12 protein-coding genes are annotated in these 17,221 nt (G+C 70.4%); 3 read left to right on the top strand and 9 right to left on the bottom strand.

The features are described 5' to 3' along the window. Positions 1-127: 127 nt before the first annotated feature. The 3 genes from ACZ7OU_RS43295 to ACZ7OU_RS43285 are packed head-to-tail and all read right to left on the bottom strand — an operon-like array spanning position 128 to position 3,212. Positions 128-1,132, bottom strand: a complete 1,005-nt coding sequence (locus ACZ7OU_RS43295; RefSeq protein ID WP_470259742.1) for an S-adenosylmethionine:tRNA ribosyltransferase-isomerase — start codon at positions 1,130-1,132, stop codon at positions 128-130. After that, positions 1,129-1,800: an SDR family NAD(P)-dependent oxidoreductase gene (locus tag ACZ7OU_RS43290; RefSeq protein WP_470259741.1), complete on the bottom strand. Its 672-nt coding sequence runs from the start codon at positions 1,798-1,800 to the stop codon at positions 1,129-1,131. The genes ACZ7OU_RS43295 and ACZ7OU_RS43290 overlap by 4 nt, the downstream gene beginning before the upstream one ends. 44 nt (positions 1,801-1,844) lie before the next feature. Continuing rightward, entirely contained in the window at positions 1,845-3,212 is a 1,368-nt protein-coding gene (locus tag ACZ7OU_RS43285) for a purine-cytosine permease family protein (RefSeq protein ID WP_470259740.1), read from the bottom strand. A gap of 172 nt (positions 3,213-3,384) precedes the next feature. On the opposite strand from ACZ7OU_RS43285, the gene ACZ7OU_RS43280 reads away from it, so the two are divergent. Next, positions 3,385-4,902 carry a sensor histidine kinase gene (locus tag ACZ7OU_RS43280; protein WP_470260157.1) on the top strand — a complete coding sequence of 506 codons (1,518 nt, stop codon included), beginning with the start codon at positions 3,385-3,387 and terminating at the stop codon, positions 4,900-4,902. A gap of 48 nt (positions 4,903-4,950) precedes the next feature. Here ACZ7OU_RS43280 and ACZ7OU_RS43275 read toward each other — a convergent pair whose 3' ends face one another. Continuing rightward, positions 4,951-6,882: a S53 family peptidase gene (locus ACZ7OU_RS43275; protein WP_470259739.1), complete on the bottom strand. Its 1,932-nt coding sequence runs from the start codon at positions 6,880-6,882 to the stop codon at positions 4,951-4,953. 303 nt (positions 6,883-7,185) lie between these two features. Further along, entirely contained in the window at positions 7,186-8,322 is a 1,137-nt protein-coding gene (locus ACZ7OU_RS43270) for an ROK family transcriptional regulator (RefSeq protein ID WP_470259738.1), read from the bottom strand. A gap of 58 nt (positions 8,323-8,380) precedes the next feature. Here ACZ7OU_RS43270 and ACZ7OU_RS43265 point away from each other — a divergent pair, with 58 nt between their 5' ends. Then, positions 8,381-9,619: an amylo-alpha-1,6-glucosidase gene (locus ACZ7OU_RS43265; RefSeq protein ID WP_470259737.1), complete on the top strand. Its 1,239-nt coding sequence runs from the start codon at positions 8,381-8,383 to the stop codon at positions 9,617-9,619. Here the strand turns inward: ACZ7OU_RS43265 and ACZ7OU_RS43260 are convergent. Further along, on the bottom strand, positions 9,598-11,370 hold the full coding sequence (locus tag ACZ7OU_RS43260; RefSeq protein ID WP_470259736.1) for an alpha-L-fucosidase: 1,773 nt from the start codon (positions 11,368-11,370) through the stop codon (positions 9,598-9,600). The two genes, ACZ7OU_RS43265 and ACZ7OU_RS43260, sit on opposite strands and share 22 nt — an antisense overlap. Before the next feature lie 396 nt (positions 11,371-11,766). Here ACZ7OU_RS43260 and ACZ7OU_RS43255 point away from each other — a divergent pair, with 396 nt between their 5' ends. After that, entirely contained in the window at positions 11,767-12,954 is a 1,188-nt protein-coding gene (locus ACZ7OU_RS43255; RefSeq protein ID WP_470259735.1) for a glycoside hydrolase family 88/105 protein, read from the top strand. Positions 12,955-13,200: 246 nt separating this feature from the next. Here the strand turns inward: ACZ7OU_RS43255 and ACZ7OU_RS43250 are convergent, their stop codons facing one another. The 3 genes from ACZ7OU_RS43250 to ACZ7OU_RS43240 all read right to left on the bottom strand — a co-directional run bounded on the left by ACZ7OU_RS43250 (position 13,201) and on the right by ACZ7OU_RS43240 (position 17,215). Further along, positions 13,201-14,682: a glycoside hydrolase family 28 protein gene (locus tag ACZ7OU_RS43250; RefSeq protein WP_470259734.1), complete on the bottom strand. Its 1,482-nt coding sequence runs from the start codon at positions 14,680-14,682 to the stop codon at positions 13,201-13,203. Between the two features lie 311 nt (positions 14,683-14,993). Beyond that, positions 14,994-15,620 carry a TetR family transcriptional regulator gene (locus tag ACZ7OU_RS43245; RefSeq protein ID WP_470259733.1) on the bottom strand — a complete coding sequence of 209 codons (627 nt, stop codon included), beginning with the start codon at positions 15,618-15,620 and terminating at the stop codon, positions 14,994-14,996. 23 nt (positions 15,621-15,643) lie between these two features. Then, positions 15,644-17,215: an alkaline phosphatase D family protein gene (locus tag ACZ7OU_RS43240; protein WP_470259732.1), complete on the bottom strand. Its 1,572-nt coding sequence runs from the start codon at positions 17,213-17,215 to the stop codon at positions 15,644-15,646. Between the last annotated feature and the right edge of the window lie 6 nt (positions 17,216-17,221).

Raw genomic sequence — 17,221 nt, 5'->3', positions numbered from 1 at the left:
TCGGCCCGGAGGCTCGGTCACCGGAGCAGGAATCCTGCCGGCACCCCTGCGGCCGGCTTGGCCAAGCGTCGCTCCCGCTGAACCCGGTGTGGCGTCCGGCGTCCCGCACCCGAACGCCACACCGAAGTCAGTGGCGCAGCAGCAGGGACACGTCGCCGAACTCGTGCCACAGGTACCTGCGCTCCACCGCCGCGTCGTAGGCGCGCTGGACCAGGTCGCGGCCCGCCACCGCCTCCAGCAACAGCAGGTGGGACGCGTCCGGGGCGTGCAGGCCCGTCACGATTCCGTCCACCACCCGCGCCGGGCGGTCCGGGCCCAGGACCAGGTTCGTCCAGCCCTCCGCCGGCCCCTCGGGCAGCGCGGACTCCAACGCCCGCGCGACCGTCGTGCCCACCGCGATCACCCGGCCGCCTCGGGAACGCACCCACGTCACCAGTGCCGCGGTCGTCGGTGGCACCCGGAACCGCTCGGCCTGGGGCGGCTCGCCCGCCTCCGGTGAGGACACCCCCGTGTGCAGCACCAGCGGCGCGAACAGCACACCGTCCGTGACCAGGCGCGTGACCAGCGCGTCCGAGAACGGCCGCGCCGCCGAGGGCATCTCCGCGCTGCCCGGCTCGCGGGCGAACACCGTCTGGTAGTCCGGCAACGGCCACGCGCGCGGCACGTACCCGTAGCGGATCGGGCGCCCCACCGCCGTCAGGAACCCCTCGACCGGCCCCTCGACCGAGACCGCCGCGCGCCACAGCCGCGTCGAGCCCGGTGCGGCCGGGGCCAGCAGGCTCAGCGACGCTCCCCCGGGCAGCTCCAGCCGCTCCCCCGCCCGGCCGTCGAGCAGCGGCCCGCCGGGCGCTCGCAGCTCGACGACCCAGGCGCCGTCGTCGAGCTCCGTCGAGAAGTGGACGACGACCGGACGGCCGCCCCGGACGGCGTCGACCGCCGCCGGCAACGTCCCCGACGTGTTCACCACCAGCAGGTCGCCGGGGCGCAGGTGCGAACCCAGCGACGAGAACACCGTGTGGTGGACACCCGACGGCGAAGCGACCAGCAGCCTGACTTCGTCCCGGGCCAAGCCACGCGCCTCGGGAGGGGCCGACGCCGACAGCTCGTCCGGCAGGTCGAAACGGATGTTCATGCGCTCACCAGCAGGTCCGCGGCCCGGTAGCGGCCGCTGGGCGGACGCGAGTCCAGCAGCCGCAGGAACGCCGGGACGGCCGTCTCAGGCAGCGGCCGGTCCGAGATGTCCTCGCCCGGGAACGCGCGCTGGTGCATCGCCGTGCGCAGGTCGCCCGGGTCGACCGCGTACACCGCCAGGTCCGGGTTCTCCGCGCCGAGGACCGCCGTGACGTGGTCGAGCGCGGCCTTCGCCGAGCCGTAGCCGCCCCAGCCCTCGTACGCTTCGACGGCGGCGTCCGAGCTGATGTCGATGATCGTGCCCCGGGACGCCGTCAACGCCGGCAGCAGCAGCTGCGTCAGCGCGAGCGGCGCGAAGACGTTCACGCGGTAGACGTTTTCCAGCTCCGCCAAGGGATAGCTCCCCAAAGGCGGCAACGGGCTGGCACCCAGGGAGCTGGCGTTGTTGACGAGCAGATCGAGGGACGGGCAGGCGTCGGCCAGCGAAGCGCGGTGGGCCGGGTCGGTGACGTCGCCGGGGACGGCCGTGAAGCCGATCTCCCCGGCGGCGGCCGACAGCGCGGCCGCGTCCCGGCCGTCGCCGACGACTGTCCACTTGCGACTCACCAGTGCGGCGGCCAGGGCACGGCCCAGGCCCGCGGACGCCCCGGTGACGAGTGCGGTTGGCATGGTTCCTCCTTCGAGGGGTACCACACCATCGTCAAACCTCTACCTTACTTGATGTCAACCGAAGCCCGGCCGCGCAGCAGGAAGTACGCTGCCAGCGAAACGACGAGCCCGACGTAGTACGCGAGATCCGCGCCGTGCAGCGCCGACGCGACCGGTCCGGTGTAGAGGGACGTGTTCATGAACGGCACCGCCGCCCCGAAGCCCACCACGAACGCCACGAGCGCGGCCCAGGGACGCACCGACGTCGACTCCAGGACGTCCACGCGCCGCCCGCCGCGGGTCCGGGCGAGCCAGTCCGGGATGACGACGCCGAGGAACGGCGGGATCCAGTAGCTGACGAACAGCAGCACGTTCTGGAACTTGACCGCCAGCTCGCCGCTGTGCATCCAGAGGATCAGCGCGAACGCGAGCACCGTGACGACGACCGCCGACACCGGACGCCGCAGCCGGACGCCGACGGTCTGCAGCGCCAGCGAGCCGCTGTAGTCGTTCATCGCGTTCGACGACACCGCCGCGAGCGCGATCACCGCCAGCGCCAGCGCGCCCAGGAACCCGCCGCCGAGCAGCGCCGCGACCCCGGTCGCCGTCTGGTCGCCCAGCGACGACCCCAGCGCGAGCCCGAGCCCTTCGCCGATCGCGTACGACGCCGTCAGGCCGAGCAGCGTCGCCCAGAACACCGACCGCGACGACGTCCCGGCCGGCAGGTAGCGGCTGAAGTCCGACGCGTAGGGCGCCCAGGAGATCGCCAGCGACAACGTGATCGTCGTGAACAGCACGACACCGCCGGCCAGGTCGGCGCCCGACGCCGTGTCGGCGGTCGCGATCGCGTGTCCGGAAAGGACCTTCACGGCGAGCGCGGCGAACGCGAGCACCAGCAGCACGCTCATCACGGCCTGCACGCGGTGGATCAGGGCGTAGCCGAACACGCCGAGCGCGCACTGCAGCACCAGCACGATCAGCACCGCGGCCCAGAACGGCAGCCCGGTCAGCTCGGCCAGCGCCTCGCCACCGAACAGGCCGACCAGCGCGTCCCAGGCGATCGAGCCGAGCCACTGGATGAGTCCCGGCAGCACGACGCCGCCGCCGAAGGGCAGCCGGGCGAGCGGCAGCTGGCCGGTGCCGGTGCGCGGTCCCCAGGTGGACAGGTACGCCACCGGCAGCGACCCGAGCACGGTGCCGGCGAGCATCGCGGCCAGGCCCGTCCAGAACCCGAGGCCGAGCGACGCCGCGAGCGTGCCGGTGAACACCGCCGTCATGGTCAGGTTCGGCGCGAACCACACGCTGAACAGGCGCCACGGCCGCCCGAAGCGGTTGCCCTCCGGCACCGGCGCGATGCCGTGGGTCTCGATCGCCAGGTCACGGCCGCCGGTGGGCATGCGCCCGCCGAAGACCTCCGCACCCAGTCCGTTCATGTGGCGCCTCCTGTTCCGGATCACCCTAAAGCGCGCCCGCGTGGTGTAACGCGACGGCCCGAACGGACGAATCACGGTTAGCCGCTGCCGGACCGCCGCACACACCCGCCAGGATTGACCGGCGAGGCTCACCGGGGAGGGTTGCGTGGTCCAGCATCCGCGGACGCTCGTGATGACCGGCCTGCTGGCGGCCGGTCTCGCGCTCGGCGTCACGGCGTTGGTCCTCAAGGCGGGCGAAGGCGGCCACACCGCGCTCGACACGGCCCTGAGCACCGTCACCGGCTTCCTGTTCCTGCTCGCCGGCGCGGTCGCGCACGTGCGGCGCCCGGCGAACCCGATCGGCGTGCTCATCGCGCTCGCCGGCGTCGCGCTGTTCCTCGAGGACCTGCAGTTCGCCCCGGACCCGGTGCTGTACACGATCGCCGTGCCGCTGCGCGCCGCGTCCGGTCCGGTGATTGCGCACCTCGTGCTCGCCTTCCCCCAGGGCAGGCTCCGGTCGCGGTGGGAACGCCTGCTCGTCTCCGCGTCCTACTCGGTGGTGTTCGCGCTGGGCGTGCTCGGGCTCTTGTTCAACGACGACCCGCGCGACCTGCTGGCGATCTCCGCCGGCCACGACGGCAGCGGCGTCGCCGACCGCGTGCTGGAACTCGCCGCCACCGCGATCAGCGCCGGGGTGATCGTCGTGCTGCTCTATCGTTGGCTGACCGGCCGGCTGCCGCAGCGGCGGTTGCTGTCGCCGGTGATCGCCATCGCGCTGCTCGGCGCGCTCGCGTCGGGGATCGGTACGGCGCTCGGGGACGCGCACCCACTGTCGGAGTCGATGCTGCAGGCGTACCGGATCCTGTTCTGCCTGTGGCCACTGGCGTTCCTGGCCGGCGTGCTGCGCGCCCGCGTCGGCAACGCCGAGATGATCCGGCTGCTGCTGGAGCGCGACGGCACCGGGCTGGCGGCGCTCGTGCAGGACGACGAGGTGTGGAAGGACAGCCGGTCGATCGACGCGCTGAACGCGGCGGCCGGGCTGGTGCTGGACAACCAGCGGCTGACCGCGGAGCTCGAGCAGCGGCTGACCGAGGTGCGGGCGTCGCGGGCCCGGCTCGTCGCGGCCGGCGACGAGGAGCGCCGCCGCCTGGAGCGCGACCTGCACGACGGCGCCCAGCAGCGGCTGGTCAGCGTCGTGTTGCTGCTGCGGATGGCCGGCCGGCGGCACGGCGGGTCGCTGCCGGCGGAGGTCCGTGCACTGCTGACCCGCACGGTCGAGGAGCTGCAGACCGCGATCACCGAGCTGCGCGAACTGGCCCGCGGCATCCGCCCGGCGATCCTCACCGAAGCGGGCCTGGTCCCGGCCGTGCGCTCGCTGGCCGACCGGATCCCGATGGAGGTCGCCCTGACGGTCGGCACGGTGCCCCGGCTGGACGCGGCCGTCGAGGCGACGGCGTACTTCGTGGCGTCCGAGGCGCTGACGAACGCCCTCAAGCACGCGCAGACCGATTCCGCGGAGGTGCGGATCGCGGTGGCGGGCCGCGAGCTGCGCGTGTCGGTGACCGACCACGGCGTCGGCGGCGCGTCCCTCGACGGCGGCAGTGGCCTGGCGGGCCTGCGCGACCGAGTCGAGGCACTGGGTGGCGAGCTCGAGGTGCGCGGCGGCACCGGCGGGACGACGGTCCGCGCGCTCATCCCGCTCAGGACGTGAAAGGACCCCCTCGCCGCAGCGACGAGGGGGCCCTTTCGGAATCACTCGCTAGACGAGCAGCAGGAACAGCAGCCCGTTGGGCGTGCCGAGACCCGTCACGTCGTCGTAGCCCGGGGTCGTGTGGATCGTCAGACCCTGGTAGTCGAGCGTGCGCACCGAGGTGAGCAGGCCGCCCGAAGCGTCGACCGAGTTGGCGAAGTCGACGCGCTCCACCGCGGCGTCCACGTGCTTCACGTCGCTGATCGCCGGCGTGCGCGAGGTCAGCTTGTAGATCACGGGGTTGATGAAGCCGTGGTGGAAGTGGTCGCGGCTGTCGGCCACGGCCATGATGCCGGCGAACACCGGCGACGCGAGGCTCGTGCCGCCGATCCGGTACTGGTCGTAGTAGGCGCCGTCCGGGAAGGTCTGCGTCTGGCCGACCAGGAAGCCGGTGTTCGGGTCACCGATCGCCGAGATGTCCGGCACCACGCGGCCCTTGTTGTTGCCGGTCTGGTTCTTCTTCGCCAGCGCGTCCGGCACGACACCCTTCTGGTAGAAGGGCTGCGCGAACAGCCGGCTCGTGCCGCCACCGGAACCGCTGGTGTAGGCCGCCGGGCCGTAGACGCCGTTGGTCAGCGTCGACTTGCTGGTCTCCCAGCCGGTCTCGAAGATCCGCTTGCCGTCCTTGCCGATCGCGATGGACGTGCCGCCGACCGCGGTGATCCACGGCGCCGAGGCGGAGAAGTCCGGCGACGGCGTGCCGAGGCGCGCGACCTCGTCGCCGTTGTCACCCGAGGAGAAGTAGACGCCGATGCCCTCGAGCACCGCCTGCAGCGAGATCTGGTTGAACACCTTGACCTCGTCGGCCGGGATGTCCTCGCCGGTGTCGCCGTAGGAGTTCGACACGATGTCGGCCTTGTGGCCGGCGATCACGTAGTTCAGCGCCTCGTCGAGGGCGTTGTCCTCGCAGGACTCGCCACCGACGTACAGGATGTCGGCGCCCGGCGCGAGACCGTGGGCGGCCTCGACGTCGAGGGTCTCCTCGCCGTACCAGCCGGCCGCGTCGCACTGGTCCGGCGGCTCGAGAACCGGGTTCGCCGGGAAGACGTGCTGCTTGAACTGGCTCTGCTTCAGCGGGTGCTGCGGGTCGTTCTTCTTCGCGTAGGTGCTCGCGTCGGAGTAGATCGTCGGCGAGGCGAACGCGTCCACGATGGCGATCGTGGTGCCCTTGCCGTCCGCGCCGACCTTGTCGACACCGTAGGCCGAGCGCAGCTGGGCCGGGGTGTAGCCGCAGGGGGCGTAGGGCAGGTGCTTGCCGTTGTAGGCGGGATCGGTGGTGTCGATCTTCTCGCCGTAGTAGGCGCTGCACGGCCGCGCGTTGCGGAACCCGGGGCCGGGGGCGACGTCGGACGGCGTCGCGGAACCCGTGTCGTGGTCCGGCTTGAACAGGTTGGTCGCTTGGTCGACGCCGACGACGCCGAGCACGTCGGCCGCCAGGTTCGCCGGCACCGACAGGTTCTTGTCGGCGGCGCGCAGGGTCTGGCCCTTGACCTTGTACTTGCCCAGCTTGACCCCGAACGCGTTCTGCGTCTGGCCGGCGGTGCCGGTGGCCTCGACGTAGGCGCGGTTCGACGGGATGTCCCCGATGCTGAACCCGCTGCCGGTCAGCCACGCCTTGACGGCGTTCACCGTCGCGTCGCTCGCGGCGAACCGGTCACGCACCTGGTCGGTGCTGAGGTACTGCCGGTAGGTCTTGCTGTCCGGGTCGGACACGGCCTGCGCCAGCGCCTCGGCACCGGCGTTGTCGCGCTGGTTCAGGTAGACCCGGAAGCTCAGCTTGGACGCGGCCGCCGTGTCGGCGACCTTCGCCTGCGCGTTCGCCCACAACGGGTGCGACTGCGGAATGTCCTGACGCCCCTGCGCGGACGCCGTGGCCGGCAGGGCGCCGGTCAGGCCACCCACCACCGCGAGCGAAAGGAGCAGGGTGGAGCTTCTTCGCACAGAAATCTCCCTCTTCTAAAGCGGCCCCCAGTAAATGGGCCTGGAACACCGGACGAGACTAGATCGGTGTTCCGCTCGCGGGGAAGTACTTGCGGAACCGTTATCTGGTCGCGAATTCACGGATCCCGGAGCGTGGTACGGAAATCCGATTTGTCACTCGAATTACGCGAGGAATAGCCCCCGATGAGAGGTACGTCCGATTCGTAACGGTAGTGCGGACCACGCGGGCCGGGCGCCCACCACCTACGAAAGTCGGTTGCTCCGTCCACTCCGGACAGTCCGTGGCTGACGGTACTTCGGCCGTCAGGCGCGCGCTTCGAGCCGCCGGTCCACCGCGGCCGCGGCGAACTCGGCCTCGACGACCATCGCCACCGCGCCGCCGAGCGCTTCGCCGCGGCCACCGATTTCGACGCGAAGGTTCCGCGTCGAACGCGGCAGGGCGCGCCGATAGAGCACTTCGCGGACGCCCGCCACGAAATGCGGTTCGGCCAGGTCGCCGGCGATCACCAGCACACCCGGGTTGACCACGCAGACCAGCGTCGCGAGTACTTCCCCCACCTCCCGCCCGGCCGCCTCGGCCAGGCGCACCGCCTCGGGTTCACCGGCCAGAATTCGCTCGCGGACGCCCGAGCCCGACGTCGTCGGCAGGCCCAGCTCCGTCAGCCGGGCGGCCAGCGCGCCGCCGCCGGCGACCGCGGCCAGGCAGCCGAGCGAGCCGCACAGGCAGCGCGCGTCCGGGTGGCCGGGCAGCCGGACGTGCCCGATGTCGCCCGCGCCGCCGTCGATGCCGCGGTAGACCTCGCCGCCGATGACCAGGCCGGCGCCGATCCCGGTGGACGCCTTGACGACCACCAGCGCGGCCGAGTCCGGGTACCGGGCGCGGTGCTCGCCCAGCGCCATCAGGTTCGCGTCGTTGTCGACCAGCACCGGGGCACCGAAGCGGGCCTCGAGGTGCGCGTCGATCGGGTAGCCGTCCCAGCCGGGCATGATCGGCGGCTGCAGGACCCGGCCGCGCTCGACCGGGCCCGGTACGGAAATCCCGACGCCGCACACCGGCCGGTCCACCTCGGCCAGCATCTCCTCGAACCACGCCGTGATCCGGCCGAGCACCGGCTCCGGGCCGTCGGCGACGCGCACGTCGCCCGCGCGGTGGGCCAGCCGCCGTCCGGCCAGGTCGGTGAGGGCGGCTTCGGCGTGCATGGTGTCGACGCTCGCGGCGAGGACGACGGCGTGCCGGTCGTCGAACCGCAGCTGCCGGGCCGGGCGGCCGCCGGTGGAGTCCTCGTGGCCGCCCTCGGCCAGCAGGCCCGCGTCCAGGAGCCGATCGAGCCGGGCGGTGAGCGTCGTCCGGGACAGCCCGGTGCGCGTGAGCAGGGCTTTTCGCGTGGTCGCCTGCCCGGTCCTGACCAGCTGCAACAGCTCGCCGGCGCTGGTCGTCATCGCCCTCCCTCGGACTTTTGTCCATTGACAATACACAAGTCGGAGATAGATTGGACACATGGACGTAACATGGGGGCGTGCCGCGGCTGTCCTGGACGGCAACTGGCTCGGCTCGTCGACCGTGCCCTCGCGCTCGCTCTACCCGCACCAGTGGAGCTGGGACTCGGCGTTCATCGCGATCGGCCTGCGGCACCTGTCACCCGCGCGAGCGCGGCGCGAGCTGCTGACGCTGTTCTCCGCGCAGTGGCGCGACGGCCGCGTCCCGCACATCCTCTTCAACCCCGACACCCCGCCGGAGGCGTACTTCCCGGGCCCGGACTTCTGGCGCGCGCGGCGGACGTCGGGGCTGGTCCAGCCGCCGGTGCACGCACGGGCGGTGCTGGCCGTGCACGAGGCCGAACCCGACCGCACGTTCCTCGCGACGCTGTACCCGAAGCTGCGGGCCTGGCACGAGTACCTGCGGGTTTCGCGGGACGCCGGCGGGCGCGGGCTCGCCGCGATCGTGCACCCGTGGGAGTCCGGGATGGACAACAGCCCGGCCTGGGACGGCCCGCTCTCCCGCGTGACGCCGACGAACGGGTTCGTCCGCCGCGACCTGCAGCACGGTGACGCCGCCGACCGGCCGAGCGACGAGGACTACGGCCGGTACGTCCGGCTCGCGGCCGACTACCGGGACCGCGGCTACGAAGGCTTCGGCGAGTTCGTCGTCGAAGATCCCGGTTTCAACGCGATCCTGGCCGACGCCGACCTGGCGCTGGCCGAAATCGCCGACGTGCTGGGCCTGCCCGCGGCCGCCGCCACCCACCGCGAATCCGCGGCGCGCGTCGAGAAGGCGTTGCAGGAAACACTGTGGGACAACGGCTTCTTCTTCGCCCGCGACGTCCGGACCGGCTCGCTGACCCGCGCACACACGTGCGCGGGCCTGCTGCCGCTGCTGCTGCCGGACCTGGCCGTCGCCCCGGCCCTGCTGGCGACGGCCACCGGGCCGAGGTTCCGCCTCGGGCGCGTCCACGGCGTCCCGAGCCACGACCTGACAGCGCCGGACTTCGACGCGGGCCGCTACTGGCGCGGCCCGTCGTGGGCCAACGTCGGCTGGCTGGTCCGCCAGGGACTGGTGCGCCACGGCGAGCACGCCCTGGCCGAGCGCCTGCGCGACGACCTCGTCTCGACGGCCGCACGCACGAACTTCGCGGAGTACGTGGACCCGCTGACCGGCGCGGGCCACGGCGCCCGCTCGTTCGGCTGGACCGCGGCACTGACCCTGGACCTCCTCGCTCAGCCCGCCGCCGTCGCGTAGTCCGAGCCCAGCCACGTCTCGTCGATGCGGAGCCGCTTGTAACGCGAGCTGTCGCTCGAGGCCGCGTACGTGCTCGTCACCTGCAAGCGGACATACCTCGACGTCACCGCCGACAGGTCGACGAACTGGACTCCCCGGTGGCTCGGAAGGGTTCCGGACTTCACCGCGCTGCCCCAGTTCTTGCCGTCGCTCGACACGAACACCTGGTACGCCTTGATGCGCGCCGACTGTTCCGTGTCCGAGCGGGCGTAGCTGACCGAGTCCTCCCGCTGGTTGACGCCGAGGTACTGGACCTTCTTCGCCGAGCCGAGGTCGTAGTCGAGGTTGACCGGGAGGGTCTTGTTGTTGTCGAAGTACGTCAGGTAGTCGCCGTCGCTCGCCGACTGTCCACTGTGGCCGCTCGCGGACGCGCTCGCCTTGAGCGTCACCGTCTTCGGGTCGTACGTGCCGGTGCGGCCGGCCGTCTCGACCTTGAACACCGTGTCGTACGTGTCCCATCCGGACAGTCCCGACAGCGTCAGGCTGCCGCCGCCCTGGGTGAACGCGATCGCCGCGCCGGTGCGGAGGTTCGTGACGCCGCGGACGCGGTAGCCGTTGTCGCGGATCTTCAGGGTGCTGCCCGACGGCTTGGTCAGGACGTGCACGTACTGCGTGTCGCCCTTGATGGTGATGACGCCGTGCGCACCGTCGTTCCAGAAGCCCGGCTGCATGCCGCCGTACATGTACCCCGCGCCCTGCGTGCCGCCCAGCGATTCCCAGATCGCGCTCAGGTACGTGTTCGCGAAGTTGTTGAACGCCTCCTGGTTCGACGGGAACTTGCCGTTCACCATCGCCGTCTCGGCCATGAGCGACTTGATCGACGAGCCCGAGTTCGTCACCAGACGTCCGATGTTCAGCGCCTTGTTCACCGCCGAGTTCGACCCGCCGTACCACCACGAGCCGGTGTCGGGCAGCTTGAAGCACGCCTCCGTCAGCCGCGGCATCGCCGTGTACGTCGCCTGCGGGTAGTCGTACGACGGGGACATGCCGGTCTTCTGCTCGTTGCTGATCGTGTCCATGATCGGCGTGTCTTCGTTGTTGTTGCTCAGCAAGTAGTCCGGCCGCTGCTGGTAGATCTGCTGGTACAGGTCGTGCGACTCCCAGTACGCGTTGTCGTTGTCGATCCAGAACCCGCCGAGGTCCGGGTAGTTCTTCATGACCTCGAAGAAGTTGTCGTAGCTGAACTGGCCGAAGCCGTCCTGGCTGTCGAGGTTCACGGTCTTGCCCTTGTACTTCGAGTAGCCCGCGGAGTCGAGCCACTCGTGGCCGCCCTCGTCGTGCCACTGCGCGTCGTTGGTCATGTAGAGGATGACCTTGAGCCCCTGGGGTTTCGCCGCGGCGATCAGCTCGCCGAGGAAGTCCCGCTTCGTGGTACAGCTGCCGGGGATCTTCGACGGCCAGGCGCGCGAGTAGCCGAGCCGGCTGTGGAACGACGCGAGCACGAGGTACGACGCGTGCAGCTTCTTCGCTTCGGTGACCCAGTAGGCGGGATTCCACCCGCCGTCGGTGATCGCCTTTTCCCAGGCGCTGCAACTGGTGTAGCCGGGCGACGTGCGCATGCCCCAGTGCAGGAACAGGCCCGCCTGGCTGTCGCGCAGCCATTGCTGGGACGGCTTCTGCAAGTCCGCCGACGCGGGCGCGGCGACGAGCCCGGCGACCACCAGCATCGACGCACAAGCGGCGAGTACCCGCCGCAGGAACTTGGCTGACATCAGTGACCTCCAAGTGGTCTGGTCCACTCGGTGGTGTACTCCTGACTTCCGGCCACGGTCAATACTGAGATCCGACCTTTTCGCGACGTCCCAGCGGCCGGTACATCCTGACTGCGGCCAACCGGGTTAAATATCTGATATATGACACGAGAGATCCGATCTCTCTTGACTCGACCTCCCGGAGGCGGGTAAATGTTCTCCCCGAGAGCGCTTTCACTCTCCCCCACCGCTCCGGCGACACGGGCAGCACGCCGCGCCCCCCAGAGCTGGTCGGGATGCCGACGGACGGCGGATCGGCATCCCGGCCACCCATTCCGGGGCGGGGCACGCGTCCCCGACCGTGCCCTGCCCCGGTACTGCCCGCACCACCGGGGCCCGTGCACGAAAGGACAACGAATGTCCGAGCACCCCCTTCGCCCGACCCGGCGCGCGGTCCTGGCCGGCTCCCTGGGCGCACTGGGCGCCCTCGCCGCGGCAGGGCCCATCGCGCGCGCGGCGGACCGGCTCCCCCCGATCGGCGGTGCGGCGGCACCGGCGGACTGGTCCCGCGCGGTCATCGACTCGACGATGAAGCGCTACACGCCGGCGAAGATCGGCGGCTGGGGCTACACCCTCGGGCTGTACCTCTACGGCCAGTACCTCTTCTACAAGCGCACCGGCGAGCAGAAGTACCTCGACTACATCGTCGCGTGGTACGACCGCTTCATCACCGACAGCGGGATCTCCAACAGCTTCACCAACCTCGACTCGATGCGCTCGTGCCAGATGCTGCCGCTGCTGTACGCGGAGACGGGCCGCAAGAAGTACAAGACGGCGGCCGACCAGCTGCGCAAGCGGTTCCCGGCCTACCCGCGCACGTCCGACGGCGGCATGTTCCACGCGACGAGCAAGGTCGGCCAGCTGTGGGGCGACGGCGTCTACATGGCCCAGCCGTTCCTCGCGCTGTACGGCGCGGCGTTCGCCGACGGCGGCTACTGCTTCGAGGAGTCGGCGAAGAACCTGGTCGTCTACTTCAGCCACCTGCGCGAACCGGCGAAGGGCCTGCTGTACCACGCGTACGACGAGGACGGCTCCGAGTCGTGGTCATCCGGGACCGGGCACCACTCGAAGTACCACTGGGCACGCGCGATCGGCTGGTTCGGCATGGCGGCCATCGACATCCTCGAGGTGCTCCCGGCCAACCACCCGCGACGGCCCGCGCTGATCGAGATCGTCCAGTTCCTGGCGGCGGGCTACCAGCGCTACCAGGACGCCTCGACCGGCCGCTGGTACCAGGTCGTCGACCGCGGCGGGGACTCGAAGAACTGGCTGGAGACGTCGGCGTCGTCGATGTACACGTTCACGATGGCCCGCGGCGTCCAGCGCGGCTACCTGCCGGCGTCGTACCAGGCGGTGGCGGACCGCGGGTACGCCGGTGTCCTTCGCAAGGTGTCAGTCGGTTCCGACGGCCTGACGAACATCACCGACATCTGCGAGGGCACGAACGTCGGCGACCTGTCGTACTACTACGCCCGGGCCCGCAAGACGAACGACTTCCACGGCCTGGGCGCGTTCCTGATCATGAACGAGCAGTATTCGCACTGACCTCGAGGCGCGCCGCAGAAGGGGCCCCGGCCAACCGGCCGGGGCCCCTTCGTCCGTGCGGAAAGGGGCATCACCCGTGATCGAGGAGGCATCACGCGTGATTGAGCGGGCATCACGCGTGACTGGGCGGGCATCACGAGTCATGCCCCTCTGATCACGCGTGATGCCCCTTCAATCACGCGTGATGCCTCTCCCGACACGCGTGGGGCCCCTTCCCGCTCGCGGGAAGGGGCCCCGGCACGCTGGTCAGCAGGTCGAAGTCGAGCCGGAAGCGTTCAGCCGCAGGGCTGAGCCCGACGTTGTCGCCGAGTTCTTCACGCAGTAGCCCGTCACCGTCTGGAAGCCGATGTCGAACGGGCTCTTCGAGCCCTTCTCCGCCGTGAAGTGGTCGAACGTGATGTCCGAGCTGTTGTTCACGATGCTCGCCGGACGGCCGTCGTCCTTGGCGAACTCCACCGAGCTGTCCACGAACTTCACACCCGCCGCGTAGTGCAGGTACCAGCCGTACGACGGGCGCGTGCCGATGCTCTTCGGGTTGTAGTCCGTCGAATCGTTGCTCGGGACGCCCGTGCCCGCCGTGCCGTTGCCGCCCGGGACGTTCAGGTGGACGCCGGTGAACGTGACGTCGGAGACGCGGTGGGTGCTGTCCGCGCCCCAGATCGTCGGGCTGAAGTTGGTGCCCGTGTGCGTTCCGGTGATGTTGTCGAACGTGATCCCGCTGATCGAGCCGACGCCCGGCTTGTTGCCGCACCGCTTGCGCGTGCCGATCTTCATCATGATCGGCGAGTACGTGCCCGACATCGTGATGTTGCGGTAATGAACGTCCGAGATCTTCGCGCCGTCCATCGAAACGATCCCGATGCCGGATTTGTGCGCGCCGGTGATCGTGATGTCCGAGAACTGGTAACCGGTGAAGTCACCGCACGTCTCGGAACCGAACATCAGCGCGTTGCAGCAGACCGCCGACAGTTTCGCGTTGTTCACCGTGACGTTCCCGTTCGGCAGTTTCGCGCCGAGCGCGTAGTCGCTCTTGAACACGAGTGCGTCGTCGTTCGCCGCGATGGTGACATCGGTGATCTTGACGTTGGTCGTGCTGATGATGTTCCAGCCGTCGCGGTCGCTCGACGTGTCGATCGTCAGCTTGTCCGAGACGACGTTCGTGCAGCCGTTGATCAGCGCCGCGAAGTGGCCGCCGCGGCGCAGCTTGATCCCGGACAGCGTGAGCCCGTCACAGTGAGTGAGCGACAGGATCTTGTCGGCCTCGCCGGACTTCGGGTTGCCGGTGATGAGGTTGCCGCCGCCGTCGATCGTGCCGGCGCCGGTGAACCCGATGTTCGTGAGCTTGTCGCCGTAGAACATCGCGTTGTGGAAGTGGCTGTGGCCGTAGTCCTGGTAGGCGTCCCACTGGTTCGACTCGGGCTTGTCGTAACTGTCCGCACTCGACCCGGTGATCGTCGACCCCGCGTCGAGCTGGATCGTCACGTTGCTCTTCAGGTGGACGGTATTGGCCGACTTGTAGTTCCCCGAAGTGAACCGGACGGTGCCGCCGCCCGCGGCGTTGGCCGCCGTGATCGCCTTGTCGATGGCGCCGGAATCGTTGGTGGACCCGTTGCCCTTGGCGCCGTAGTCCTTGACGTCGTAAACGCCGCCGGGTGCGGCGGCGGACACTCCCGCACCGGCCACCACCAATGCCGCGACCGCGCCGGAGATCAGCAAGAATCTTTTCACCGTGAACCGCCTTGTCGTGATTCGGAGAAAGTGAGGCAAGACGGCGGAGCACTCAGCCTACGAGTGCCGCGAGCGGAGTGTCAAGATCGCCGGGAAAGCGGGGAAAGCCCATTCCCCGTGAGGCCCGGGGGACCCGCGACACCCCCAGTCGGACGCGGGTCCCCCGGTGTTCGGTGGTGCCGGAAAGCGCCGGGGACACCGGGGAGCTGACACCGATGTCCGCACAGGAATCGCAGTCTACCTTCGAAGAGCCCGGGGAAAACGTGCATCCGTCATGGTCCGGACCATGAATCCGTCATGATCCGGACGGTTCACGGGAACCCTACTCCGGACGCCAGCAGGTGGAACGCCCGTTCGGCGGCCGCGGCCGCGTCCGGGTGCCGCCGGTCCGCCGGGACGCCGGCCGCGACCGCGTCCATGTTGGCCGTCGCGAGGGTCCGGCGGACGGCCGCGATCTGCGCGGCGGCCAAACCGGCGTCGAGCGGCGGGACGCCGGCCTCCCCCAAAGCGGCGGCCAGCGCCGACTCCCCCGCGGACGTGAACTCCGCGAGCCGCGCCACCAGCGCCGGCGTGCCGGTGACCAGCCGGAACACCGCGAGCACCGCGGGCTCGTCGCACAGTCCCGTCACGGGCGACCGCTCGGAAAGCCCCCGCAGGAACGCCTCCCGCAGGGCCGCCAGCGCGCCCTGCCCGGGACGCCGGGCGCGGACGACGTCGGCCGCGTCGGTCTCGTGGTCGGCGAACCGGTGCAGCACCAGGTCCTCCTTCGTCGGGAAGTAGGCGAAGAGGGTCCGCTTGGACACCTCGGCCACGCGCGCCACTTCGGCGACCCCGACGGCGTCGAACCCGCGCTCGAGGAAGAGCGCGATGGCCGCCGTCGAGATCGCCGCCCGCGTGCGGAGCTTCTTGCGCTCCCGCAGGCCCAGTTCTTCGGTCACATCACGCAGCGTAGCGTCCCGCGTCAGGCTTTCTGCAGGCCAGGCTTGCCTGCTTGCACTACGTAGCTGATGTCGTTCTTGATGACGACCGACGCCGGGTCGTAGACGCTGGTGTCGGACGTGGTCATGAAATCGGCTCGCATCTGCGACGGCGTGGTCGTGACGCGGACGTACCCGCGCTCGCCCTTGCAGTACTTGATGTGCGGGTTGTTCGCGAGCCAGGCCGCGCTGGGCGCCGCGGCGTCGTCACTGTTGCTCGTCACCGACGTCGTGACCAGCTCCGAGCCGATGAGCGGGTCGCTGTGGTCGAAGTAGTCGAGCCGCAGGTCGGCGGCCCAGTGCCGGTGGACGTCGCCGGTGAGCACGACCGGGTTGGCGACCTTCCGGTCGACCCAGCCCTTCGCGATCCGGTCGCGCGAAGCCTCGTAGCCCTGCCAGGAATCGGGACTCTCGCAGGTGGCCTTGTTGCCGTCGCCGTCGCGCGTGGCGAAGAAGACCTGCTGGCCGAGGAAGTCCCAGGTGGCCGGGTGCGACTCGAACTGCTTGAGCAGCCACGCCTCCTCGGTGCTGCCCAGGATGCTGCGCGAGGTGTTGCGCATGTCGGTGCAGGCCGGGCCGGTCGACCCGGACGGGTCGGCCACCTGGGCGTTGCGGAACTGCCGCGTGTCAAGCATGTGGAACCGCGCCAGGTTGCCCCACATGAGCTGGCGGTACAGCTGGATCGACGCGCCGTTCGGCTTCGCGGTCGACCGGATCGGGGTGTGCTCGTAGAACGCCTGGAACCCGGCGGCCTTGCGCGCGGCCGGCGCCGGCGAAGTCGTCCCGTTCCAGTTGTTCATGACCTCGTGGTCGTCGAAGACGACGATCCACGGCGCGATCGCGTGCGCGGCCTGCAGGTCCGCGTCGGTCTTGTGCTGGCCGTGGCGGGCGCGGTACAGGGCGAGGGTGGTCGCGTCGTCGGCGACGGCGAGGCTGCGCGGGTTGCGCTCCGCCGCGACGCGGCCCGACTTCTTCTCGTAGATGTAGTCGCCGAGGAACAGCACCAGGTCCGGGTCGTCTGCGACGACGCCCTTGTACGCGTGGTAGTAGCCCTCCTCCCAGTGCTGGCAGGAGGTGAAGCAGTACTTGAGCTGGTTGACCGCGGCCCCGGCGGCGGGCGCGGTGCGCGTGCGCCCGACCGGGGAGATGTAGCCGGAGCTCTTGAAGCGGTAGAAGTACTCGCGCGCCGGCTGCAGCCCCACCGGTTCGATGTGGACGCTGTGGGCGGCCGCGCGGACCGCGTTCACCGAACCGGTCTGCACGATCGAGGAGAACGCCTCGTCGTTCGCGATCTCCCAGTCGACCGCGTAGGTGGCGTCCGGCATGCCGCCGTACCCGTCGGCGTTGAGCGGCGCCGGCGCGAGTCTCGTCCAGAGCACCACGCTGTCGGGAAGCGGATCGCCGGAGGCGACGCCGAGCTGGAAGGGGTCGTGGATGGTGGGGGCGGCGGCCGTGGTGCGGGCGTTCGCCCAGGACGGCAGCGCGGCCGACGCCGCGGTCGCGGTGACGGCGGCGAGCCCGCCGAGGAGCACCTTGCGCCGGTTGACCTGAACCATGTCGGA

Source organism: Amycolatopsis sp. NPDC114505, from assembly GCF_055633615.1.
The sequence above is the reverse complement of the archived record's forward strand: the minus strand, read 5'-3'. Positions and strand labels throughout refer to the sequence as shown.

Coding starts and splice junctions, on each gene's coding strand:
- ACZ7OU_RS43290 (WP_470259741.1), bottom strand. CDS start 1,800: ATGCCAACCGCACTCGTCACCGGGGCGTCCGCGGGCCTGGGCCGTGCC.
- ACZ7OU_RS43255 (WP_470259735.1), top strand. CDS start 11,767: ATGTCCGAGCACCCCCTTCGCCCGACCCGGCGCGCGGTCCTGGCCGGC.
- ACZ7OU_RS43265 (WP_470259737.1), top strand. CDS start 8,381: ATGGACGTAACATGGGGGCGTGCCGCGGCTGTCCTGGACGGCAACTGG.
- ACZ7OU_RS43280 (WP_470260157.1), top strand. CDS start 3,385: ATGACCGGCCTGCTGGCGGCCGGTCTCGCGCTCGGCGTCACGGCGTTG.
- ACZ7OU_RS43270 (WP_470259738.1), bottom strand. CDS start 8,322: ATGACGACCAGCGCCGGCGAGCTGTTGCAGCTGGTCAGGACCGGGCAG.
- ACZ7OU_RS43240 (WP_470259732.1), bottom strand. CDS start 17,215: ATGGTTCAGGTCAACCGGCGCAAGGTGCTCCTCGGCGGGCTCGCCGCC.
- ACZ7OU_RS43295 (WP_470259742.1), bottom strand. CDS start 1,132: ATGAACATCCGTTTCGACCTGCCGGACGAGCTGTCGGCGTCGGCCCCT.
- ACZ7OU_RS43260 (WP_470259736.1), bottom strand. CDS start 11,370: ATGTCAGCCAAGTTCCTGCGGCGGGTACTCGCCGCTTGTGCGTCGATG.
- ACZ7OU_RS43285 (WP_470259740.1), bottom strand. CDS start 3,212: ATGAACGGACTGGGTGCGGAGGTCTTCGGCGGGCGCATGCCCACCGGC.